We start from the raw sequence: 24,003 nt of genomic DNA on the forward strand, positions 1-24,003 counted from the left end.
GCTTTTCGGAGCGGTGCCCCGTCCTTCATCGGCATGCAGCGCCAGGGCATCCATCGTGTGCTCATCATGTCTTCCCTCTGTACCCAGTGGGGGCACAGCGGAACAAGGTCACGCGACCGTGCAGCACGCACGGCTCGCGGTCATCTCATCATAATCACGACGCTTCAGTTGGTAAGGTACGGCGTTGGGCGAAAAAAGACGGAGCAGGCCACTGGCGCTGCACCGTAGTGCCCATACGTCAATTGTTAGGAGCGCCAATCAGTATTAGCGGCTCACAAAAAGAGATTATATCGCACGACTACCGATTTGTCAACTGGCATTTTGTACTTATCGGTTGAGCCTTCTTCTGGGAGCGAGGGCGTCCCGCCCTCGCTCCCAGAAGAAGGCTCAACCTTTACCTACGTAGGGCGATTGCATCTTCTCGTGAATGCACCCGCCAGGGCACCCGCAAGGGGTGCCCGTACACCGGATCCGGCCCCCGGCCGGTAGGGGCACCCCTTGCGGGTGCCCTGAGAGAGCGTCTTTTTGTCTCCGGTTTCGTATGATGCAATCGCCATGCTTGCCTACGGTAGTTCTATTCCCGCAAGGGAGAGATCGTGGTATCATCTAGGGGAAAGATTGCACGATGATAATCAACCGACTTCGATTTAAGGTTAGTGCATATGCTCAATCAACGGTTTGCGGCGTTTGCCTGGGCGAATGTTGTCTATAATCTACTCGTCATTCTGGGGGGGGCCTTCGTCAGAGCGACAGGTTCAGGAGCAGGATGCGGTGATCACTGGCCTCTGTGCGATGGGCAGGTGATTCCCCGTGCCCCAAGCACCGAGATGATGATCGAATTTACCCACCGCGTCACCAGTGGGCTTGCGTTAGTCGGAACGCTAGGATTGCTGATCTGGGCCTGGCGTGCGTATGCCCCGGGTCATATTGTGCGCAAGGCCGCCCTCTTTGCGCTGATTTTCATGATCATTGAGGCACTGCTCGGTGCCGCCCTGGTGTTGCTTGAACTGGTGGCAATGAACACCTCAATGGCGCGCGCAGCAATGATGGCGCTTCATCTTGCCAATACGTTTTTGCTGCTCGGGGCACTCGTACTGACTGCATGGTGGGCCTCTGGCGGTGCATCGATCACATTGCGCGGTCATAGCAAGATGCTCTGGTTGCTCGGGTTGGGTCTGTTTGGGACAATCCTGGTTGGGTCGAGCGGGGCCGTGACCGCCCTGGGCGATACGTTGCTGCAACACGGTGCCTTGCCCGGTGGCGTCGATCAGCCAGTGACCCAAGACTCGCCTCTTCTGGTGCAGATGCGAATTATCCATCCAATCATTGGCCTGATCGTGGGCATCTATACGTTGTTTCTCGCACGAACTGTTGCGACCTATCGCCCAGGTAAAACCAGTTCACGCCTGGCATGGGCCCTCGTCATCCTCTTTTTCGTTCAGATTCTGCTCGGTGGGCTCAATGTGACGCTCAAAGCGCCGGTCTGGATGCAACTGGTTCATTTGTTCATGGCAGATCTTGTCTGGTCATTCCTCGTTCTCCTCAGTGCGGCGGCCCTCGCCCAACCAGCGCATGCTCAAGCCGCAGCCAGATCGGTCGCTTCGCGTCCAGTCCGCCTGGGGACTTGAAAGACGCTCAGATTGTCTCTGCAGCTAGAATGTTGAGTGGAGCAAGGTATGGAGTCGACAAAGACGGTTCGTCAGTTATTGAAGGTTCGACGTGGGCCAGTCTGGACAACATCTCCTGATGCATCGGTGAGTGATGCGGTGCAACTCATGATCGCCAAAGATGTTGGGGCTTTAATGGTGCTTGATGGTGAACGGGTCGCTGGGATTATGACCGAACGCGATGTTGCGCGAAAAGTGGTTGCCGCAGGCCGGCTTGAAGGGCTGCGTGTCAGTGACTTGATGACTGAACGAGTCCTCTATGTGCGCCCCGACCAACCCCTTGCAGAGTGTATGGCGCTGATGAGTGAACGACAGGTACGCCATCTGCCCGTGCTCGAACAGGGGCAGTTGGTTGGGATCATTTCGATTCGTGATGTGGTGGCTGATATTGTGGCCGAGCAGAGTTTCCTCATCGAGCAACTCGAACAGTATATCTACGAACTTCCTCCTCATCAGCGTACATAGAAGATGCCGGTGCCTGTGACAAGGGTTGAGCAGATCTATCAAGAGCGAAGGACGCAATTCGAAGCACTGCGTGTGGTAACGGCACGACGGTGGAGCCAGGTCGCCAACTGGCGCTTGATCATCGCTGTGGCGCTGATGACAAGTGGTGGGGTGGGTTGGTGGCGCGGTCTACCGCTCCTTCTCTGGCTGGCCCTGGGGCTACTCGGGCTCTTCCTCGGGATGGTGGCCTACCACAATCGGCTTGCCGCACAGCGTGATCGTTTGGCAGCTTTAGTTGCCCAGAATGATGAAGGGCTGTTGCGTTTGCGACGCGATTGGGCGGCGCTGCCCCTCCGCCAGCCACCTGTTCACCCTCTGGAAGCAACCGAACTGATGCTCGCCGTTGACCTCGATCTGCTCGGGCCGGCCTCACTCCAACATTTGCTCAACACACCACGGAGTCCAGCCGGTCGTGCGACGTTACAACGCTGGCTGCTCAGCCCTGCTGGGCCGCACGTTGTACACGAGCGGCAGCAAGCCGTGGCGGAACTGGCCCCCCTCATTGAGCTGCGTGACGAATTGGCCTTTCTCGCCGAAAAGGCCGGTGAGGGGCAGGAACGCTATGAACGCTTTACGACCTGGGCGCGGGGCGCACCATGGCTCGTCACGAAGCCTGCGTTGCTCTGGGTGATGCGGGTGTCGCCTCTCTTGCTCGTAATCAGCATCATCGTCCAGATGCTTGGCCTGACCGCGTGGCCGCTCTGGGGGCCTTTTCTCCTGCTCAATCTGTTGCTGACCGCACTGTATGGTTGGCGGAGCATCGAAACCCTGAGCCAGTTGTATGACCGAGGCGAACTGCTCGCCACCTACGCCGGTCTGTTTGGTCACCTGGCATCACCGTCCTGGCAAGCACCCATTTTGCAACGGCTCAAGGCAACCCTCGGGGAAGGTTCCGAGCGTGCCGACCATCGGTTACAGCGGTTGAGTCTGATTGCAGCAGGTGCCGAGTTGAGCCGTTCGCTGCTCTTTCCGGTGCTGCAATTTGGCCTGCTGTGGAACTTCCATATCGTGGCCCTGGCCGAGCGCTGGCGTCAACGCTCAGGCGAGCAGGTTGAAAGCTGGTTAACGACGCTTGGTGAGATGGAAGCGCTGGCAGCCCTGGCAACCCTCCAGCATGATCACCCGACCTGGCAGATGCCCGTGGTGCAGCCCAGCGAACCACCACGCATCCAAGCCGAGCAACTGGCGCATCCCCTGCTGGTGCCCGATCAGGCCGTCGCCAACAGCATGACGATTGGCCCTCCTGGGAGCTTTGGGTTGATCACTGGCTCGAATATGTCAGGCAAAAGCACCTTCTTGCGTGCGGTTGGCATCAATGTTGTCCTGGCTCAGGCAGGTGGACCCGTCTGCGCCGAGGCGCTGCGGCTACCACCGGTGGCGCTGGCAACGAGCATGCGGGTGCAAGACTCGCTGGCCCGGGGCGTTTCCTATTTTATGGCCGAACTCCAGCGTCTCAAGCAGGTTGTTGATCTGGCTGGAGTCAGACCAGACGAGCACCTCGTCTGCTTCTTGCTCGACGAGATCCTGCACGGAACAAACAGCGCCGAACGCCTGATTGCCGCTGCACACGTGATCAGCCATCTCGTTGAATTAGAGGCGATTGGCCTTGTTTCGACCCATGATCTTGCCCTTGCGGCCGATCCACAGATCCAGCAAATTGTCCAGCTTGCCCACTTCAGCGAATATTTCACTAACGATGCCAGCACCCCCGAGATGCGGTTCGATTATCAACTTCGCCCAGGCTTAGCCACCACTACGAATGCATTACGCCTCATGGCCCTGGTGGGGCTCCCATCTGCCTCAACCTGACAGGCTGTCTGAAACGTCGACGGGTTGCTCGGAGTACCGGCTTATGGTCTTTCAGTACATAATCCGGTATACACGACACGGGCGAGACCTCACAGGTCTGGCAGACCTGTGAGGTCTGGTCGAGTTGAGGCACATGGGGGCGCAAACTCCTGCAGCCTGGGGCTATCCAATGTAAGTACTTCAGTCATGTTGCATAACGATAACCTGTAGTGCTAGCATAGAAATAGATCTAATGATGCAGCCGCATCCTGACAAACTTCAAGTACAATCCAGGAGCAGGACATTGAAACTACACGGCACAATTGAAACATTTCCTCTCCGCGAACTCATCGAGATGGTGATCTACAGCTCAGTGACTGGCATGCTCGTGATCCTTGGGCCAGGCAAAGCTGGTGAGCTCTTTTTCCGTGATGGCCTGCTCTATCACGTGAAACGAGGTGAGAGTACTGGGATTGATGCGCTCGCCGAGATCTTTGAGTTTCATGAGGCTCGCTTCGAGTTTATCAGTGGGATCACAAGTGAACAAGAGACCCTCTGGGGCTCACTCACGGGCCACCTGCAACATGCCGAGCGGCAAGCGATGCGCTGGCGGCAGATTCGTGCGTATGTCCCTGATCTCAAGCTGATCCCCAGCTTGCTTCATGCATATGAAGCAACCCTGCCCCAGGTTGGACCGGCCCATTATCCGGTCTTGAACGAGATCGATGAAAAAAAGAACCTGGCCGAGATTGCCGAGCATCTTGGCTGGGCCACGATTGATGTGGCCGAGGCGCTTGTCCAGATGAATGTTGACGGGCTGGTTGATTTGCGCAAGCCCGTCCGGGTAGCACGCACCAAACGTGACGACGAGTCGGTGACGAGCACAAAAAGCGGGTTGTTTGATCGGATGCTGGCCCGCGCCGCAGCCACGCATCAGCCCGAGTTGGTGACCAGCAACCCCGTAATGCGTGAACCACAGAACCAAGAAGAGTTCATTCTCAAGGTACTGCGAACCTGAGATGCTTGTCATCAAGCCTTGCGCCATGCTACAATAGAGCCTGCGTGCGCAACGTTGCAGAGCGTTGCCATGCTCGGGCTCTTTTGTTGTTTCTGCATGACAGAAGCCGCACTATGTTGCAACCCTCAGTGATTGCGATTGATGGGCCTGCAGGGGCAGGAAAAAGTACCCTGGGGGCACTATTAGCCAGCCATCTTGGTTACCTCTATTTTGATACAGGGGTCATGTACCGTGCGCTTGCGCTGGTTGCCTTGCAAGCAAGGCTTGATCTGCACGATGAGGCAGAAATGGCCAGGCTCGCCTATGAGGTACAGATAGAGGTCGTCGCCCCAACCAGCGATGACGGACGTCAGTATACGGTGCTCGTCAATGGTGAGGATGTGACGTGGGCCATCCGTAGCCCCGAGGTCGAGCGTAACGTTTCCCTCGTTGCGCGATATCCCCAGGTACGCCGCGAGATGGTACACCAACAACAGCAGATCGGACGGCGTGGCAACACGGTGATGGTCGGACGCGATATTGGTACCATTGTGATGCCCAACGCTGATCTCAAGATCTTCCTGGAAGCCTCGCTGGAAGAACGCGCCCGTCGCCGTGCCGTTGAACACAATGATGATCTCGACCAGACCCTGATGGCTCAGATTCAGCAAAATCTCGCCCGTCGTGACCAACTTGATGACCATGTGCTGAAACCAGCCGATGATGCCGTTATCCTCCAGACAGATGGCCTCTCGCCAGATGATGAACTGGCCTGGATTCTGGACTATCTGGCGCGTCATCACAACGGATAGCCAGTGCGCTTGCGGATGCGTATCCCGGAGGAAACATCTTCGTATGGCTAGTAATCCCTCAAGGTCAGTCGCCGAATGGTTGCGGATTCAACTGCGCCTTGATGCCGAATCAGCCATTGATCTCGGTGAGACGGAGGAAATTCTTCACGTCACTGGACGGCACTATATTGTGCTGCTCGGGCGCCTGATTCCTCCCCTCTTTAGCCTAATTTTTTTTGGTGGCCTGGCGCTCTACCGGGCGCTGGGCGGGCAATTTCTTGCCTCGCAGGTAGATGTCCGGGGCAGCATTGATGTGTTCAACTGGCTGCTGCTCATCCTGATGCTGCTGCTTGGTTTCATCTGGGTCATCCTGGCTGTACGTGGCAAGCAGAATCAGTCGGCCCAACTCATCATTACCCTGGCCCTGATTGGGCATGGCTTGCTCTTCTATTTTCGTTTCACCGGTGGGCGCATCTTCCACCTCGATGCCAATGCCGCCGTTGGGCAGAGTGGCGATACGTTGAATCTGATGCTCGTGCTCGGTGCCATCATCAGTACAGTGATGGTGCTCTTTACGTTTTATGACTGGCTCAACGATGAGTTAATCCTTACGAATCAGCGCATTGTCTATGATAATGATCAGGTGATTATTCCGCATCTCATCGAGCGTCGCGTGCAACGCCAGATTTTTCTGGAAGATGTGCAGGATGTGAACGCCTTCACCAAAACGTATCCCCAACACTGGTTGCAGTATGGCACGATTGAGATCAAATCAGCACGCATCAATGGCAATATTATCTTTACCTCTGCCGACAAACCGATGGTGATGCAGCAACAGATTATGGCGCAGGTGCGTGCCTTGCGCAAAGCAAGTAGTGAGCATACCTTTGAACAACTGATTGCTGATCGGGTTTATGGTGAAAAAGTGTCAAGTCCATCACCACTGGCCCAACCCCCAAGACAAACACGCATGATGGGGTGGATGCGCCAGTTTCTGCCTGATAATCCTGAGCTTAATTATCAGACCCAACAGATCGTCTGGCGACCACACTGGCTCTTTCTCGTGCGCGGGTTGATCGGGCCAGTGCTCTGGCTCTTGATCGGGGTACCTGTGGTGCTGGTCGGCGGGAGTGCTCTGCTCCTTGGCTTGCCCTTGATCATCTTTGGGTTGCTAGTGGTGATGCTCGTCTTTGTCGCCTGGGCCGCGTATGAAGTCGAAGACTATCGCAATGATACCTATACCCTTACACCCGAAAAAGTGATTGATATCGAGAAAAAGCCCTTTGGTCCAGAGGAACGTCGTGAGGCAGGCCTGGGCAGTATTAATAATGTGCAATCCAAGACAACCTATCTCAGTAACCTGCTGGGCTATGGCGATGTCGAGTTGAGCACCGCGGGCTCAGGAGGAAATTTCACCTTTCATCGCGTGCCACGTCCCGCTGACGTGGTCACCAAGGTAACGGAATATAATGTCCGCTTCAAGCGCAAAGATAAAGATCGTGCCCTCAATGATACCCTTGCGCTCTTGCACCATTATCATGAAGCGCAGATCAAACACAATGAAATTAAATCGTAAATTCTGGAGACACCTTTGAAACACTGGCGCTTGCTGGTGCTGTGTGCGCTACTGGTGCTGTGTGTGCCTGCCCGGTTGATCCACGCGCAGGACGAGACGCCGGTGCGGATCGAGGCCCTGGCCGGGTTCGATGGGGCTGGACACTATCGCATCGGTCACTGGTTTGCCACCAGCCTTGTGGTGAGCAACGATGGCCCCGATCTTCAGGGTACCCTAGAGTGGCGCTTCGCAAACAATGATCAGGCGCTCTATCGCTATCGCGTTGATCTGCCGCAGGGGGCGCGGAAACAGGTGCGCTTGCCTGTGATGACAACCGGGATGACCCGTGGTGCGACCGTTGCGTTCATCGTTGATGACGAGTCGTTGGCAAGCACCCGGGTCAATCTTGTCCCACTGAACGAGAGCCAGCTTACGGTCGGGGTGCTCAGTCGCGATCGCTCGCTACTCAATAGCCTCGGTGCGGCAACCTTTGCACCTGATACGACGACGATCGTGAGTCATCTCGATCCGGCGCTGTTGCCCGATGATCCCGCTCTGTTATCAGGCCTAAACATCATCTTTGTGCATGATTTCGTGACGGCTGACCTGAACCCTCGTCAACGTGAGGCGCTGAAACTATGGGTTCACCTCGGGGGTGTTCTGGTTGTGAGCGGCGGGGCAGCCGCGTCGCAGGCTGTCCCAGGGCTGGACGATTTCTTGCCAGTCGACGTCGGCGAGCTGCAGGCGGGGGTCAGTGTGGCCAGTCTGTCAGCCCTGGTGCGGCAAGCAACCACCGTTGGCGAACTCCCCAGCTTTAGTGCCAATAACGTGACATTGCGCCCCGGAGCCCAGTCGCTTGATCGCGCCAATCTTCTGGTGAGCCACTCTCTCGGGGTTGGTCAGGTGATCTTTGCGGCTTTTGATCTTGCCAGCACACGGATGTGGAGTGGCGAAGCAGAGCTCTGGCAAGCCGTCATCACGCTTCCACCGCAGATGACGATTGCGGCGAGCTTTCGCTGGCGCAACGAGAGTCTGCTCGCCAATACGCTGCAACTCCCCGGGCTTCAGTTTCCTTCCACCGGTATCCTGCTGCTGCTGCTGGGGTTCTATATTGTGGTCATTGGCCCGCTCAATTTCCTTGTGCTGCGCAAACTCGGACGCATTGATCTGGCATGGTTTACGACTCCAAGCCTGATTGGGCTCTTTCTGGTCGCCTCCTATGGCATCAGTCTGGTCATCCGCGGGACAGCCCCGACTGTGCCCCAACTGGCGCTTGTCCAGGGCTTCGAGGGGAACCAACAGGGCAAGGCCACCGTCTTTCTCGGGGTTTTTTCACCCCAACGGCAGAGCTACCAGCTTCAAGTGGATGCACTGGCCCTGATCACCCCCGCAACCTTTGAGCGCTTTCAGGCCAACAATGTCCCGGTTACCCGTGATGATGCTTCGGTAGGAATGGAAGATCTGCTCATTGATGTGTCGTCGCTGCGCACCCTGATGGTTGAGCAGATGGTTGACGAGGTGCCCACCGTCGTGAGTGAGCTCCAGATAGACCGCCGACGCATCGCTGGTGAGCTCACCGTGACTGACACCGATCTCCGTGATGCAATCATTGTGTATGGTGAATCAGCGCAGAGCCTTGGGGATCTGCGGGCAGGAACACAGGTACCAGTCGAACTTATGCTTGACCAAGGCAATTTTCCGTTTGGCTTCTGGCAAGAGAGCGGGACGATGATCAATCACGGGCAAGTCCTCAATAACATGTTTGGCTTTGGGAACTTTATGCCCTTCAATGCACCTGCGCAAAACAACAGTTCTGGTATCGCTGATGATGGCATCTACTTGCTTGGCTGGCAAGAGGCGTCAGTGCTTGAGGTGACCTTGCCCGGGCATACGCCCCAGCACCAGGGCGAAACCCTCTATATGATTCGGCTGGAGCATCCATGAGCGCCATCGTCGAAACACGAGCCCTCACCCGTCGCTACGGAGCCATGGTGGCCCTCCATGATCTCAACCTGACCATTCCCCAGGGGGCGGTGTATGGTTTCATCGGGCCGAATGGGGCAGGTAAAACCACTACCATGCGCATTCTCACGACGTTGTTGCTTCCCAGTGAGGGTGAAGCGTTTGTAGCGGGGCATTCGGTGGTGCGTGAACCGCTGGAGGTACGGCGCCAGGTCGGCTTTATGCCCGACTTTTTTGGTGTGTACGACAATATGCAAGCGCACGAGTACCTGGAGTTTTTTGCCGAAGCCTACGCCATCAATCCGGCACGCCGCCCACGTCTGATTGACGACCTGCTTGAATTGGTTGACCTGAGCCACAAGAAGCAGGCCGACGTCATGGGCCTGTCGCGGGGGATGAAGCAACGGCTAAGCCTGGCGCGTACGATGCTGCATGATCCGGCCCTGCTCATCCTTGATGAACCAGCAAGCGGGCTCGATCCACGGGCACGCGTCGAGTTACGCGAACTCCTCAAAGAATTGCGCCGCCTCGGCAAGACGATCATGATCAGTTCCCACATCTTGACCGAACTAGCCGAGATGTGTACCCACATTGGCATCATCGAACGAGGCGCGCTGATCACGTCAGGTGATGTCAACACCATTCTGCGGTCGCTGCAACCGCACCGTACCTTTGAAATCCACCTGCTGCCAGGCGAAGGCACCGAGCCTCTCGTCAGCCTGGAACATGCCGCCACCCTGGTACGCGACTTTCCCCACGTGCTTGATGTTCGCATGATGCCCGACGAGCATCCCCCACAACTTCACGTTGACCTTGATGGTGATGACCACGTAGTCAGTGCGCTGCTCGCGCACTTGATCGGAGGGGGGATACAGATCACCCACTTTGCCGGTCAGACCAATGACCTCGAAGACATCTTCATGCAAGTCACGAGAGGCTCGGCTTACGGCGGAACAAACTAAGGGGAAGTATAAGGTGGGCACAAAGCCAGCTTCGTTGGCCTATTTTGTATGCACCTAACCAGCAACTCTCATCTTCTTCTCATCGTCGTATCAACAGGTCTGATAACACGCATACCGGAGGGAAGCGATGACGAACTATACCGAGCAAGATACCGAACGCCAGCGGCTCGCAGAGCATTCATCAGCAGGCATGCCAACCCAAAGTCTGGGGCAGGCCATCAATGCCAAAGACCTCACCACTCGTTGGCGTGACCGTCTTGATCCCCGAGGGTTGCTCTTAATCGTTCTGGGGCTTGCCTGGCTTCTCATCAGCTTTGTGGCCATACCGGAAGATATGACGGGTGGCTTTGTGCTGCTACTGATTGGCTCTATCTTTTACTTCTTTGGTTTCTGGCGACATATCTATGGTCTCATCATTCCTGCTAGCATCCTGGCAGGCTTGAGTATTGGCGTCACCTTTGCCTCGCTCACGGATGGCGTTTCGGTACTCTGGGGCTTAGCGCTGGGGTTTCTGGCGATTTATGGAATAGGACAAGCGGTATTTGCCAAGGAGAGCCAGTGGCCGGTCATTCCTGCCGTCATCCTCTTTGCCGTAGGGCTGATCGTTGCCGTCTCAAATCTACCAACCTTCTTCAGCACCGCACTGCTCTGGATACCACTCTTGGTGATCGGGGCCGGGCTCTATCTTGGTTCCAAGCATCGTTGACAACGAATGCTAAAGCAAATGAGCCGACCCAATAGGTCGGCTCATTTGCTTTAACGGTACTTGGATTTAGCCGCGCTGCTCGATATGCGAGCGGAGCAACCAGGCCATCTTCTCGTGCTTCTCCATCAAACCAGTCAAGAAATCACTCGTGCCGACGTCATCGTACTGCTCATCAGAGGCACGGACATCACGCCGCAGGTTGCGAATAATTGCCTCGTGATCGGCAACCAGATGCGCAACCATCGTCTGGTCGTTGGGCAGATCGCCCGGGCGCTCGGTCAGCGTGGCAAGCTGCAGGAATTCAGTCATCGTCCCCGGTGAAATGCCACCGATCATGCGAATGCGCTCGGCAATATCGTCAATCTCGTTCGCCAGATCTTCGTACTGCTCCTGGAACAGTTCATGCAACGGGCCAAAAGCCATGCCCACCACATTCCAGTGATAGTTGCGCAACCGCATGTAGAGCACATGCTCGTCGGCAAGCACGCGGCTCAGAATGCTGATCAGCCCCTGCGTATTCGAGGCACTCAGCCCAATGTCGATGGTCGAGGTCACCATTGGTTTGGTGGTCATTGTTCAGTCTCCTTCTGTTGCTGGGATGATCTCAGATACGACCAAGCCCTAGGTAACATGGTAACAGGTCTCATGATATGATGCAAAATTGGTCGAACCCGCAACGGACGATATGGTGAAGAGAAAACAACTTGGTTATATGCTTTTTAGTTATCCACACCAAGACTACGCATACAATACCAAAAAGTTGCGCATTGGTCAATGCTTCAGTTGTGGTTGCTAAACGTTTCTTACTAATTGACCCTTCTCTACTGAAATACTGTCAAGGCGCTTGATTGCATCTGTTATGCTAGAGACCAGTCCTAACGGACTGATCTCTAGGGAAGAGAGTTCCCACACTTAGCTTCTTCGCTGGCTTTTTGTACCAGCGAAGAATCTTGAGAGCCTGCGGCCCTCCAAATTCCCAGCTATGAAGCAAAGAATTTGACATCTAAGGAACGTTATGAAACGCATTGTCATCATTGGTGGCGTTGCCGCTGGAATGTCAGCGGCAGCACGCCTGCGTCGACTGGATGAGCAAGTTTCGATTGTCGTGCTTGAGCGTGATCGTTATGTTTCGTATGCCAACTGTGGCTTACCCTATCATATTGGTGGCGCTATCCCTGATCGCGAGCAGTTACTCGTTGTGACCCCAGAACACCTGCGGGCAACCCTCAATCTCGATGTCCGCACGGAACACGAAGTCATTGGGATTGATCGCGAGGCCCAGACAGTAGAAGTACACGATCACCAGCGCGGTTCACGTTATACCGAGTCGTACGACATTCTGGTACTGGCCCAGGGTGCCGCACCGCTGCGTCCACCTGTCCCCGGGGTCGATCATCCCCGCGTCTTTACCCTGCGCAGCATGCCCGATATGGATGCGATCAAGGCTATCGTGGATGGTGGGGCCGAACGCGCCATTGTTGTCGGCGGCAGTTACATCGGGGTAGAAGTCGCCGAGGCCCTGCGCGAACGCCAGCTCGACGTTCACCTGATCGAACTTCAGGATCAGGTGATGCCCTTGCTGGATATCGAGATGGCGACCGATCTGCGCTATCACATGGAGTTTCACGGCGTGACGTTGCATCTGGGCACCGCGGCAACCTCATGCGCCGACGTGAATGGACGCATTGCCGTGACCCTGCGTACAGGCGAAACCATCGTTGCCGATTTCGTCATCCTGGCCGCTGGCGTCCGCCCGATCACGAGCCTCGCCCAGCAGATCGGACTCGAAGTGGGCAAGACGGGGGGCATCAAGGTCGATGCCGCGATGCGTACCAGTGATCCCCATATCTATGCCGCTGGCGATATGGTCGAAGTCATTGATACCGTCACTGGCGAGCCAACCTTGGTCGCTCTCGCTGGCCCAGCCAATCGCCAGGGACGGATTGTGGCCGATCAGATCTGTGGACGCGATAGCACCTATACGACGACGCAGGGTACCGCCGTGGTCAAGATCTTTGCGATGACCGGGGGTGCCACCGGAACCTCTGAAAAGACCCTGCGCCGCCTCGGGCGGGCGTATCGCAAGGTCTATTTGCATCCTGCCGGTCACGCGAGTTACTACCCCGGCACAGCCCCAATGCATATCAAGCTGCTCTTTGCGCCTGAAGATGGGCGCGTCCTTGGGGCACAGATCGTCGGGTACGATGGCGTAGACAAACGCCTTGATGTCTTTGCAACCGCGATTCGTGCCGGAATGACGGTCTTTGACCTTGAGCGGCTTGAACTAGCCTATGCACCGCCATACGGTTCAGCCAAAGATCCAGTGAATATGGCCGGCTTCCTCGCCGCCAATCTGCTCCGTGGTGATGTCGCCTTCTGGTATCCTGACGAGTACGAACAGCAGTCCGCCGAGACGGTCTTTCTTGATGTCCGTGGTCCCCAGGAATACGCCCAATGGCACATCCCTGGGGCCGTAAATATCCCGCTCACCGAACTGCGGTCACGGGTTGAAGAGTTGCGGCCTCTCGACGCAAGGCCCATGCGCATCTACTGTATGGTTGGCTTCCGGAGCTATCTTGCCTACCGCATTCTGCGCCAACACGGGTTTGAAGATGTGTCTACTCTGGCCGGTGGCGGGCGGACTTTCACCAGTTTTTATCGCACCACGCTTGCCACAGGCGCACCTGGCATCCCCTTTGTGTCGCATGCCGAAGAGGACCTGGCTGCGCAGATGCTACTTGATCAGTAAGAAAGATGCTGCACGCGCACCAGGGCCAGCAATGCTGGCCCTGGTGCGCGTGCAGCGGGCGCACAACCAGCTATGGTGCTGTTAGCACATCCAGGGCCGGAATATCACCCTACACCGCCCATGATCTACCGTTGCTCGTGACTCGCACGCGGTGAGCGAGCAAGCGGCACACTCAAAGTGAACGTGCTTCCCTGGCCCACACCAGGGCTCGCCGCCGTAATATCGCCCCCCATCGCCCAGGCAAGGTGGCGCGAAATGGTCAGGCCAATGCCACTGCCCCCACTGACACGCGCCCGTGAGCGATCCACACGATAGAAACGCTCAAAAATCAGGGCAAGATCCTCGGCAGCAAGCCCGATCCCCGTATCAACGACCTCCACCTGAGCGACACGGCCGACAGCGTTCACCCCAACCGTGACACACCCCCCCTCGGGAGTGTAACGAATCGCATTGCCAATCAGGTTAATCAAGATTTGAGCAACCCGATCCTGATCAGCCTGAACATAGACTGGTTCAACCCCCGGGCTAAGCTTGATCTCAAGACAACCAGCCAGGGTCTGGGGGCGTAGTTGCTCGACGATGCGGCGCACAACGGCAACAAGTTCAAGCTCGCTCATGTGCAGATGAACCTGACCAGCCTCAACATTCGCGAGGATCTGCAGGTCGGCGACAAGATTGCGGAGCCGCCGCACTTCGTGCTGCATCTCGGCAAACGTTTCGGGGCCGGGCTGAAAGACCCCGTCAATCAAGCCTTCGAGATAGCCTTCAAGACCGGTAAGGGGAGTACGCAACTCGTGGGCAACATTGCCAATCAAAGCAATGCGCTGCTGCTCGATCCGTTCAAGGGTTCCAGCCATCTGGTTAAAACTGGTCGCAACAATCGCCAACTCATCACTGGCCGGCACCGTGACCCGCTCATCGTAGCGTCCATCGGCAATACGACTACTGCTCGTAGCAATCTCGTGCAAGGGGCGCAGAATCTGGCGTAACAAAAGCAGGCTGGTGGCCAGGCCAACGACCGCCGCCGTCACTGCAGCAAGCGTGAGTGATTTCGCAATCGCCTGGCGAAAACTCTGCACCAGGGCCATTTCGAGGTCACCGGGATTGAGTACCCCAGGCTGGGTAGTGAGTGAACGGAGATCAGTGAGGAAGATCTGCTGGCCCAGCAAATCGGCTGTCACGCCAAGCACAAGCGCCCCGACAAAGACCACCAGCATCTGGGCAGCGATGAGTTGCCAGCGCAACTGGCGCAACAATTTCATAGGCGTTCGTCACTAAACCGATAGCCAATGCCTCGCACCGTGCCGATGATCGTCTGTCCCGTCACGGCCTCGATCTTCCGGCGCACCTGACCAACATAGACATCAACCACCCGGTCGGTACCAAAAAAATCGGTGCCCCAAACCAGGTCGATCAGTTGCTCACGACTGAGAGCCCGCCCTGGATGGCGTGCGAGCGCCAGCAAGACATCGAATTCGGTCGGACTCAGATCGAGCAACTGACCACCCGCTCGTGCTTCACGGCTATCGGGGTCAACCACCACATGCTTGAAGCGCAACTCATTGGTTGGGGCAACCACACCCCGTCGTCGACGGAGAATTGCTTCGACCCGTGCCGCAAGTTCGCGCGGGCTAAAGGGTTTCGTCAGATAATCATCGGCCCCGATCCGCAACCCGGCCACCCGATCAGCCTCATCGCTGCGTGCCGTCAACATCAAAATGAAGACATCGGAATGTTCACGCAGCCGGGCAGCCACCTCCATTCCATCCATACCAGGCAAATTGAGATCGAGGATAATCATCGCCGGGGTATAATCCCGAGCCGCCTGGAGCGCCGCGAGGCCGTTGTCAACGCACACCACGGTAAAGCCCGCCTGCTCAAGATACGCACGGGCGATCGTGCGAATACTCGCCTCGTCATCAACAACCAGAATCGTCGCAGTCTCACGCATAACAGGCCTAATTCAACGCCAGACCAGCCAGTGCATCGGCAATGGGGAACAGATTGATCTGCGTATTATTGCTCAGGATGACAATGGTCAACCCGGTATCGGGGTAATGCCCAAGCCAGGTATTGGCCCCGCTCATCCAGCCTGGATGGTAAACGAGACGCTGATCACCACGTTGTTCAATCAACCACCCCATCCCATAGCGCATATGCCGTGGCGTTGTCATCATCGTTATCAATTCAGGCGGCAGCAACAAACCCGCATAGAGCGCTCTGGTCAGGCGATGCAGATCTTCCACCGAGGCATAGAGATCACCGGCGGCAAAGAGATTGCTCACATCGAGGGGGATATCGAGTGCCTCCCCGGCATACCCGCGGGTTCCCCCGAGCGGGCTAAAATCGCCTGGATCGAGGCCACTATTGCTCATCTCGAGCAGCGTAAAGAGATCATTCTGCAAGAAGTCAGCGTAGGTCTGGCCTGAAGCCTGTTCGATAATCAACCCGAGCAAGACATAGTTTGAGTTGGTATACTGATACATTGAACCCGGAACGAAATTGAGGGGAAGATCCCGAAAACGGGCGACAACCTCTTCAGGCGTTGCAGGCTGGAGTTCAACACTCGCAAAACTAGCAAAATCGGTATAGTTAGGAAGCCCCGAATTGTGGTGCAACAGATCAGCCACGGTGATCGCCTGCCAGGTTGCCGGGCACGGATCGAGGTAGGCGCAGATTGACGCTTCCAGTTGAACTTTGCCCGCCGCCACCAGGCGCAAAACCGCAATCGCCGTGATCGGCTTGGTCACTGAAGCAAGCCGAAAACGGGTTGAACTTGTTGCCACGATCCCGGCCTCACGATTGGCGAGCCCGTACCCACGACTGATCAGCGTATTGCCCTGGTAGGCCACCAGCACTGCCCCACTAAAGCCCTGGTTGACCAGGCCCGACATGTAGGCATCCATCTGACCAGCACGTTCGATCAGATCAGGTGTTGGTTGACTCCTCGCCGAAGACGGCGTCGTCACTGCGGCCAGTGGGGGGGCCACTGGATCAGTGCTCGTCGTTGAAGCCCCAACCCCAACCTCAAACTCAGGGGTAACCGTCGGTAGAATCGTGGGCACCAGCCGTGCTGAGGGTAAGGGCGTAGCAACAAAACCCGAAAGCGATGGCTCTCGGCTATCTCTGCTAGACGTGCTGCACGTCGTCAAACCAACAAGCAAAACGAGAGTAAGCCCGACCAGGCGGGCAAGGTAGCGCATAGCGGCTCCGCAGCGACCAGACAGGGTGAGTGGAAGATCTGTGTATCGTTGTTATTATACACCAACCAGGACAGTTGAAGGTACGCCATCGGCTTGGAAGATGGGAGCTTGCCGGCCCACAAGCATCGCGCTTGTGCTGGCGAAAGCGTTGCAAAGGCCGCCTCCGGCAGTGGGGTGTGGGACGGCTTTGCCGCCAAAACGGGCCAAAAACTGAGGTTTGGGGCGCAACCCCAACGACTTTGCAAAAGATCTCAAATCCATGCAAAAACAACTCGACGTATCTGCACGGGCGCGGTATACTTGTCTCGTACTGTCTGTAGATGGGGACGAGTCTGTTGGTTCAAGCAAGAACCTTCGCTTTGCCCATCTGACTGAATAAAGTGAGACGGGTATGCTCTACTTTCTTGGTGTGTTGATCGCCATCGGTGCCGGGGTTGTTTTTGGCATCATGGGTTTGCTGACCATCTGGGGTGGCCTGCAGAGCCTGCAGACCGAGATCGCCCGTGATTATGTGCGCACGAGCGCAAGCAGTAGCACACGGATGACGACTCTTTTGCTCGTTGGCTTGCCGTTGATCATCACCGGTATCTTTGGTCTGCTGGCTGCCGGACGTTTATTTCAGGTCGGTCTCGGTCTGAGCTGACACGCACGTAGCCCTATGATCGACCAGGCTCCTGTCTCAAGTCTGGTCTAATCTGTTGTCTCGGTTTTTGTTGTCTATCAGGAGGTTGTATGACCACTGCTCGCCCTCGCCCTGTGGTTCTGGCTATTATGGATGGTTGGGGTCTCGCTGCTGATGGCCCCGGCAATGCAGTCAGCCTTGCGCATACACCGCATGTTGATGCCTGGATCGAGCAGTCACCCTTTACGACGCTCAGCGCCTCAGGTCTGGATGTTGGCCTTCCCGAAGGACAGATCGGCAATTCTGAGGTGGGGCATCTCAATATTGGTGCAGGATTTGTGGTCTACCAGGAGTTGACCCGGATTAGCAAAGCGATTCGGGACGGTGATTTTTTTACCAATCCCAATCTGCTCAAGGCTATTCGCCATGCCGAGCAGACGGGCGGTGCCTTGCATGTGATCGGGCTCTTTGGGCCTGGCGGGGTGCATTCCCACGAAGATCATTTGCATGCCCTGCTCGAACTGGCCCAGCGCGAGCGGTTTGACCGGGTCTTTTTGCATCTCTTCCTGGATGGTCGCGATGTGTTGCCGCGCAGTGCGCTCAGTTTTATGGATCATCTTGAGGAAGCGTTGGCAAAGACCGGTGTAGGCAAGATTGCCACGGTGATCGGGCGGTATTATGCAATGGATCGCGATAAGCGCTGGGAACGTATCGGGCGGGCGTATGCGACCATGACCGCCGGCGAGGGCGAGACGGCCCCGGATGCCCGTACGGCAATCAGCCAGTCGTATGCATCCGGGATCAACGATGAGTTTATGTTGCCTACGGTGATCATCGAGAATGGGGCACCCGTGGCGACGATCAAGGATGGCGATGCGGTCGTCTTTACCAATTTCCGTCCTGACCGGGGACGCCAGTTGACCCGTGCGCTGGTTGTGCCTGATCTCAACGAGCAGATCAAGCAACACTATGCCCGCCAGGAGGAAGAGGGCCAGAAATTGCCCGATACCATCTGGCAACGCCCCCGCCAATTGGCAAACCTCTATATGGTAACCTTGACCCGCTATGAGCGCGGCCTCCCCGTAGAAGTCGCCTTCCCGCCGCGCCCCGTCAATGACCCGCTCGCCGCCGTCGTCAGTGCCGCAGGCAAAACGCAGTTTCATATTGCCGAAACCGAGAAGTACCCCCACGTCACCTTTTTTCTCAATGGAGGCCGCGAAGAACCCTTTCCAGGCGAGGATCGCATCCTCGTGTCCTCACCCAAAGTGGCAACCTACGATCTCCAACCCGAAATGAGTGCCTCTGGTGTCACCGACGAACTGCTCAAGGCGATCAAAAGTGAACAATACGATCTAATCGTCGTCAATTATGCCAATCCTGATATGGTTGGCCACACCGGTTTTATTTCAGCTGTAGTGACGGCATGCGAAACGGTGGATGCTAGTCTAGGGCAGGTCGTACCCGAAGTGGTGGCACGAGGGGGGGCCGTGCTGATGATCGCCGACCATGGCAACGCCGAACAGATGATCGACCCCGAGACCGGTGGAGTTCATACCGCCCATACGACCAATCCGGTGCCCTGCATCCTGGTAGCCGCCGAAGGGCTTGGGCTTGGCAAAGGTGAGGTACGCCTGCGTGAGGGTGGCCGCCTCGCTGATATAGCCCCCACGTTGCTCGATTTGATGGGTCTTGCGTACGCAGCCGATATGACGGGGCAAAGCCTGATCGAGCACATATAAGATCGCTTATCCAAACCCACAAACGCCGAGCCAGCTTTCGCTGGCTCGGCGTTTGTGGGTTTGGGGAGAGAGCAAAAGTTACGCCTCGTCTGACGGGGCCACGTCTTCATCATCCTCGTCCACAACATCGAGGGTTATATCCTCAAATTCGGCCTCAAGATCAAGATCCATCGCGGCCATACCCTCTTCGCCGATAATTGCCAGCAGTTTCGCCCGCAACTTTTCATCGGCATCCTGCTGAACAACGATATCCTCAGGGTCAACAATGCCGAGCAACGTCTCGGCCCGGCGAACCTCGTCGGGCGTGGGGGCCGGCACCTCGCCATTCACACCCTCTTCCATCATTCGAGCCATCTCACCAACAAGATCCTCGCGCCGTGTCCCATCAAGCAGGCGCTTTTCGATCCCCGATCCGGCCGGGATCAACTTGCCGATCACCACATTCTCTTTCAGGCCGCGCAGATAATCCACTTTGCCGTTGATCGCCGCATCGGTCAAGACCCGTGTGGTCTCCTGGAACGAAGCTGCCGAAAGGAAGCTATCAGTATTCAACGAGGCCTTGGTAATGCCAAGCAGTACCGTTGCGGCGGTCGCAGGTTCACCACCCTGGCTGACAATATCGTTGTTGAGCCGACGAAACTCGGCAGCATCAACCAACTCACCAGGCAGCAACCCAGTATCGCCTGGCTCTTCGATGCGAACACGCCGCAACATCTGCCGGACGATCACCTCGACGTGCTTATCGTTGATATTCACACCCTGGCTACGATAGACCTTCTGGGCCTCATTGACTAGATAGCGCTGGACGGCTTCTTTCCCTTGCAGATCCAGCAACTCTTGCGGATTGGCGCTCCCGTCGGTCAGATGCTGACCGGCAACCACACGCTCGCCACTTTCGACCCGCATACGCGACGTATGTGGAACCTTAAGTTCACGCTCTTCGCGATCTTCCTGGCTCACCACAATCCGATCTTCATAGACAAAGGCTCGTCCGGCCAGACGGGCGACAATCGGTGGTTCGCTACTATCGGCCCGTACAGGCTCAGCAATCGGCTGATTCTCAGCTACATCGCTCTCGTTCTCGATCAGCGCGGTATAGCCTTTGGGCAAGACATACTCATCGGTATAGACTTCTGAGGCGATCACCCGAATCTGGCGCACCCCATCATCGTCTTTGGCAATTTGCACCACCCCATCAATCTCGGCGAGCAGCGCCTTGCCCTTCGGAATGCGTGCCTCAAAGATCTCTTGAATACGAGGTAGACCCTGGGTAATATCATCGGCCGAAGCCACACCACCGGTATGGAAGGTTCGCAGCGTCAACTGCGTACCTGGCTCACCGATCGACTGAGCGGCAATAATGCCACACGCCTCGCCGATATCCACCAGTTTGCCCGTTGCCAGATTACGGCCATAACAGAGCCGACAGATCCCGTGTTCGGCCTGGCAACTCAGCGTCGAGCGCACATAGAGCGAGGTCACATTGCGCTCGGCGAAGTAGGCCGACAACTCTTCATCAATCTCGGCATTGCGATCCGCCAGCATTTCACCGGTCTCAGGATCATAGACGGGTACGGCAAGGATACGCCCGATCACACGGAACTGAAGCTTCTCCATCAATTCATCGTCATCAGCCGCATGCAACCAGACCCCATTCTCAGTGCCACAATCCTCAATCGTGACAATCACATCCTGAGCCACGTCGACCAAACGCCGGGTCAGATAGCCAGCATCAGCCGTACGCAACGCCGTATCAGCCAACCCCTTGCGGCCACCGTGGGTAGAGACGAAATAGTCAAGCACCGAGAGTCCCTCGCGGAAATTGGCTTTGATCGGCAACTCGATAATCCGCCCGGTCGGGTCGGCCATCAAGCCACGCATACCAGCCATCTGGGAAATCTGGTTGATGTTACCGCGGGCACCCGATGTAGACATCATCGCAACAGGGCCAAACTGATTCAGGTTTAGCTTCACCGCGTTGATTGTCTGCTTGGTCGCATCCTGCCAAACACGAACAACCTCTTCGTAGCGTTCTTCCTCGGTGATCAAACCACGCCGGAACTGCTTCTCGACATCAGCGACAATGGCCTCGGCGTTACTAATGATGTCATACTTAGCACGTGGCACCTCGATATCGTTGATACCGATGGTCATACCCCCGAGGGTCGCATACTTGAAGCCGAGTGCCTTGATCATGTCAGCCTGAAGAGCGGTCTTCTCTGAGCCATAGATACGAGCGAGTTCATGCTCGCTCCGCTGCCCATGGACGGCCCGGATCTCATCAAGATCCGCTTCCGAGAGATTCTTCAGCGTCGTATAGTGCTTATAACAATCAGCAATGATCTCCTTGAGGCCCTTCTTATCAACCAAGCGATTGCGATAGCGGAGCGGTTGGAGCAACTGACTGTTGAGCAGCACGCGGCCAATCGTCGTCTCGATCAACATCCGGGGCGTACCATCGGCAGCGGGGGGCAGGATACGGGTCTGTTCCTCGCGGTCATTCTTGCCTGCCGGAGCGCCGTTCATCCGGATGAAGATCGGAGCCTGAATATCGAGCAAGCCCTGATCATAGGCCAGCATCGCCTCATCAACCGACGAGAACTTCTTACCGCTCCCCTTCGCACCGTCCTTGACCATCGACAGATAGTAACAACCAAGCACGATATCCTGCGACGGTGTAATGATCGGATCACCGTGAGCCGGGCTCAGCAGATTATACTTGCTCAGCATCCGCGAGCGCGCCTCTTCCTGCGCCTTGCGCGAAAGGGGCACGTGAACAGCCATCTGGTCACCGTCAAAGTCAGCGTTAAAAGCGGCACACACAAGCGGGTGCAACTGGATGGCTGAACCTTCGATCAACTTGGCCTCAAAGGCCTGGATCGAAAGTCGGTGCAGCGACGGCGCACGATTGAGCAGCACAAGATAATCTTTGATCACCTCTTCCAGCACATCCCAGACCTCAGGGCGCACACGCTCAACAATGCGCTTGGCACTCTTGATATTATGCGCAAAGCCCTTCTCGACCAGGCGCCGCATGACAAAGGGCTTGAAAAGTTCAAGCGCCATCTTCTTGGGAAGACCGCACTGATGCAACTGGAGATTCGGGCCAACCACAATGACTGAACGACCCGAATAATCAACGCGCTTACCCAACAAATTCTGCCGGAAACGCCCCTGCTTGCCCTTGAGCATATCCGAGAGGCTCTTGAGGCGATGCTTGCCTTTGCCCGAGACAGCGCGGCCACGGCGGCCATTATCAATCAGCGCATCAACGGCCTCTTGCAACATACGCTTCTCATTGCGCACAATGATTTCGGGCGCATTGAGTTCCATCAATCGCTTGAGACGGTTGTTCCGGTTAATCACACGGCGATAGAGATCGTTGAGATCACTGGTGGCAAAACGACCACCATCAAGTTGCACCATCGGGCGAAGATCGGGCGGAATAACTGGCAGCATCGTGAGGATCATCCACTCGGGCTTATTGCCACTCTTGCGGAAAGCCTCAACGACACGGAGGCGCTTGGTCGCTTTTTTGCGGCGCTGGCCCTGGGTCGTCTGCACTTCAAATTGCAACTCTTCGGCCTGCTTCGCGAGATCAACCGTCGCCTCAATCAATTCACGCACCGCACCTGCGCCCATATCCGCCCGGAAGGCCCCGGGGGCAACCTCGCGCAACTGGCGATACTCATTCTCGGTGAGGATCCGGCACACCTTCAAGCCTTCAAGCAGGTCAAGCTTCTCTTTCTCTTCGCGTACCAGTCCCTCAAGTTCACGCTGAAGGCGCTCCAGAAGCTTCTCTTGCTCTTGCGAAACCTCATGCTCTTTGCGCTCACGCTCGGCCCCAGTCAGCAACTCGGCATCTTCAAGATCGCGCTGACGGCGTGCCTCCAGTGCCTCAAGTTCTTGCTCAACCATCTCTTCGAGCTGATCAATGATCCGCTCGCTAATCAGTTCACCCTCTTCAAGAATCGTCGTCCCCCGAAAGAGCACATCTTCATCGGTGGGTTCACCGGGCAACTCTTCGAGGCGTTCGCGAAGGCGATCAGCCTCATTGGTAATCTCTTCGCGGAGGCGCTTATAATCTTCTTCAATCCGGTGCTGCGTGCTCACCTGAGCAGTATCCATCCCGCCCAGATCCTGGGTGAGCAGCGTACTAAACTCGATGCGCTTCTCTTCAGCCTGACGCTGAACCTTCTCGCGTTTTTCGGCATAATCTTGCTGGATCACCTCACGCGTAGCCTGCCGCAGATCCTCTTTGACCTCCACAATCACATACGAGGCAAAATAGAGCACCCGTTCGAGGTTGCGGGGGCTAATATCGAGCAACAACCCGAGCCGGCTCGGTGTACCCTTCACAAACCAGATATGGCTCACCGGGGACGCCAGGCTAATATGGCCCATCCGATCACGACGAACCTTCGCCCGGGTAACCTCAACGCCACACTTATCGCAGACGACACCTTTATAACGAACGCGCTTGTACTTCCCGCAGTAACACTCCCAATCCTTCGTAGGCCCAAAGATGCGCTCACAAAACAACCCGTCACGCTCAGGTTTCAGGGTGCGGTAGTTAATCGTCTCAGGCTTCGTGACCTCGCCATGCGACCAACCCCGAATATCCTCGGGTGAGGCAAGGCTGATCCGAATCGCGTTGAAGTCGTTAATCTCAAGCATAGAAGCTCACTCCTCAGGCGGAAGATACGCAGCGCAGCGCTGACGCATCCCCGCAGTGATCGTACCGTGCTCAGGGCGTTT

General features: G+C 56.4%; 17 protein-coding genes. 12 read left to right on the top strand and 5 right to left on the bottom strand.

The window, feature by feature from the left end; all coding sequences use genetic code 11:
• Nucleotides 1-662: 662 nt before the first annotated feature.
• From EKD05_RS20970 to EKD05_RS21010, 9 genes are all read left to right on the top strand, one after another.
• Complete coding sequence (locus tag EKD05_RS20970) at nt 663-1,628, top strand: COX15/CtaA family protein (RefSeq protein ID WP_240695882.1); 966 nt, start codon at nt 663-665, stop codon at nt 1,626-1,628.
• A 48-nt stretch (nt 1,629-1,676) separates the two neighbouring features.
• Complete coding sequence (locus EKD05_RS20975) at nt 1,677-2,132, top strand: CBS domain-containing protein (RefSeq protein WP_129676806.1); 456 nt, start codon at nt 1,677-1,679, stop codon at nt 2,130-2,132.
• 9 nt (nt 2,133-2,141) lie between these two features.
• Nucleotides 2,142-3,980: a MutS family DNA mismatch repair protein gene (locus EKD05_RS20980; RefSeq protein ID WP_165360866.1), complete on the top strand. Its 1,839-nt coding sequence runs from the start codon at nt 2,142-2,144 to the stop codon at nt 3,978-3,980.
• Between the two features lie 283 nt (nt 3,981-4,263).
• Nucleotides 4,264-4,977, top strand: a complete 714-nt coding sequence (locus EKD05_RS20985) for a DUF4388 domain-containing protein (RefSeq protein WP_165360867.1) — start codon at nt 4,264-4,266, stop codon at nt 4,975-4,977.
• 113 nt (nt 4,978-5,090) lie between these two features.
• Nucleotides 5,091-5,768, top strand: coding sequence for a (d)CMP kinase (gene cmk, locus EKD05_RS20990; RefSeq protein ID WP_129676812.1), 678 nt, complete (start codon nt 5,091-5,093; stop codon nt 5,766-5,768).
• Nucleotides 5,769-5,811: 43 nt separating this feature from the next.
• Entirely contained in the window at nt 5,812-7,323 is a 1,512-nt protein-coding gene (locus EKD05_RS20995; RefSeq protein ID WP_129676814.1) for a PH domain-containing protein, read from the top strand.
• A 15-nt stretch (nt 7,324-7,338) separates the two neighbouring features.
• Nucleotides 7,339-9,246, top strand: a complete 1,908-nt coding sequence (locus tag EKD05_RS21000) for a hypothetical protein (RefSeq protein WP_129676816.1) — start codon at nt 7,339-7,341, stop codon at nt 9,244-9,246.
• Nucleotides 9,243-10,226, top strand: coding sequence for an ABC transporter ATP-binding protein (locus tag EKD05_RS21005; RefSeq protein ID WP_129676818.1), 984 nt, complete (start codon nt 9,243-9,245; stop codon nt 10,224-10,226). Before EKD05_RS21000 ends, EKD05_RS21005 begins: the two co-directional genes overlap by 4 nt.
• Before the next feature lie 127 nt (nt 10,227-10,353).
• On the top strand, nt 10,354-10,932 hold the full coding sequence (locus EKD05_RS21010) for a hypothetical protein (protein WP_129676820.1): 579 nt from the start codon (nt 10,354-10,356) through the stop codon (nt 10,930-10,932).
• Between the two features lie 66 nt (nt 10,933-10,998).
• On the opposite strand, the gene EKD05_RS21015 is transcribed toward EKD05_RS21010, so the two are convergent.
• Nucleotides 10,999-11,505: a Dps family protein gene (locus EKD05_RS21015; protein ID WP_129676822.1), complete on the bottom strand. Its 507-nt coding sequence runs from the start codon at nt 11,503-11,505 to the stop codon at nt 10,999-11,001.
• A gap of 442 nt (nt 11,506-11,947) precedes the next feature.
• Here EKD05_RS21015 and EKD05_RS21020 point away from each other — a divergent pair, with 442 nt between their 5' ends.
• On the top strand, nt 11,948-13,681 hold the full coding sequence (locus tag EKD05_RS21020; protein WP_129676824.1) for an FAD-dependent oxidoreductase: 1,734 nt from the start codon (nt 11,948-11,950) through the stop codon (nt 13,679-13,681).
• 125 nt (nt 13,682-13,806) lie between these two features.
• Here EKD05_RS21020 and EKD05_RS21025 read toward each other — a convergent pair whose 3' ends face one another.
• From EKD05_RS21025 to EKD05_RS21035, 3 genes are read right to left on the bottom strand one after another with little or no spacing between them, the layout of a single operon-like run.
• Nucleotides 13,807-14,943: a cell wall metabolism sensor histidine kinase WalK gene (locus tag EKD05_RS21025; RefSeq protein ID WP_129676826.1), complete on the bottom strand. Its 1,137-nt coding sequence runs from the start codon at nt 14,941-14,943 to the stop codon at nt 13,807-13,809.
• On the bottom strand, nt 14,940-15,632 hold the full coding sequence (locus tag EKD05_RS21030; RefSeq protein WP_129676828.1) for a response regulator transcription factor: 693 nt from the start codon (nt 15,630-15,632) through the stop codon (nt 14,940-14,942). Before EKD05_RS21030 ends, EKD05_RS21025 begins: the two co-directional genes overlap by 4 nt.
• A gap of 7 nt (nt 15,633-15,639) precedes the next feature.
• The gene (locus tag EKD05_RS21035; RefSeq protein WP_129676830.1) at nt 15,640-16,884 is read right to left on the bottom strand and encodes a serine hydrolase; all 1,245 of its coding nucleotides are present in this window, start codon (nt 16,882-16,884) and stop codon (nt 15,640-15,642) included.
• 391 nt (nt 16,885-17,275) lie between these two features.
• Here EKD05_RS21035 and EKD05_RS21040 point away from each other — a divergent pair, with 391 nt between their 5' ends.
• The gene (locus tag EKD05_RS21040) at nt 17,276-17,527 is read left to right on the top strand and encodes a hypothetical protein (RefSeq protein ID WP_129676832.1); all 252 of its coding nucleotides are present in this window, start codon (nt 17,276-17,278) and stop codon (nt 17,525-17,527) included.
• Between the two features lie 89 nt (nt 17,528-17,616).
• Nucleotides 17,617-19,245: a 2,3-bisphosphoglycerate-independent phosphoglycerate mutase gene (gene gpmI / locus EKD05_RS21045; RefSeq protein ID WP_129676834.1), complete on the top strand. Its 1,629-nt coding sequence runs from the start codon at nt 17,617-17,619 to the stop codon at nt 19,243-19,245.
• Nucleotides 19,246-19,323: 78 nt separating this feature from the next.
• Here the strand turns inward: gpmI and rpoC are convergent, their stop codons facing one another.
• Nucleotides 19,324-23,922: a DNA-directed RNA polymerase subunit beta' gene (gene rpoC, locus EKD05_RS21050; RefSeq protein WP_129676836.1), complete on the bottom strand. Its 4,599-nt coding sequence runs from the start codon at nt 23,920-23,922 to the stop codon at nt 19,324-19,326.
• Nucleotides 23,923-24,003: the final 81 nt, after the last annotated feature.

The organism is Candidatus Chloroploca sp. Khr17 (genome assembly GCF_004138165.1).
In the GTDB taxonomy this organism is placed as follows: domain Bacteria; phylum Chloroflexota; class Chloroflexia; order Chloroflexales; family Chloroflexaceae; genus Chloroploca.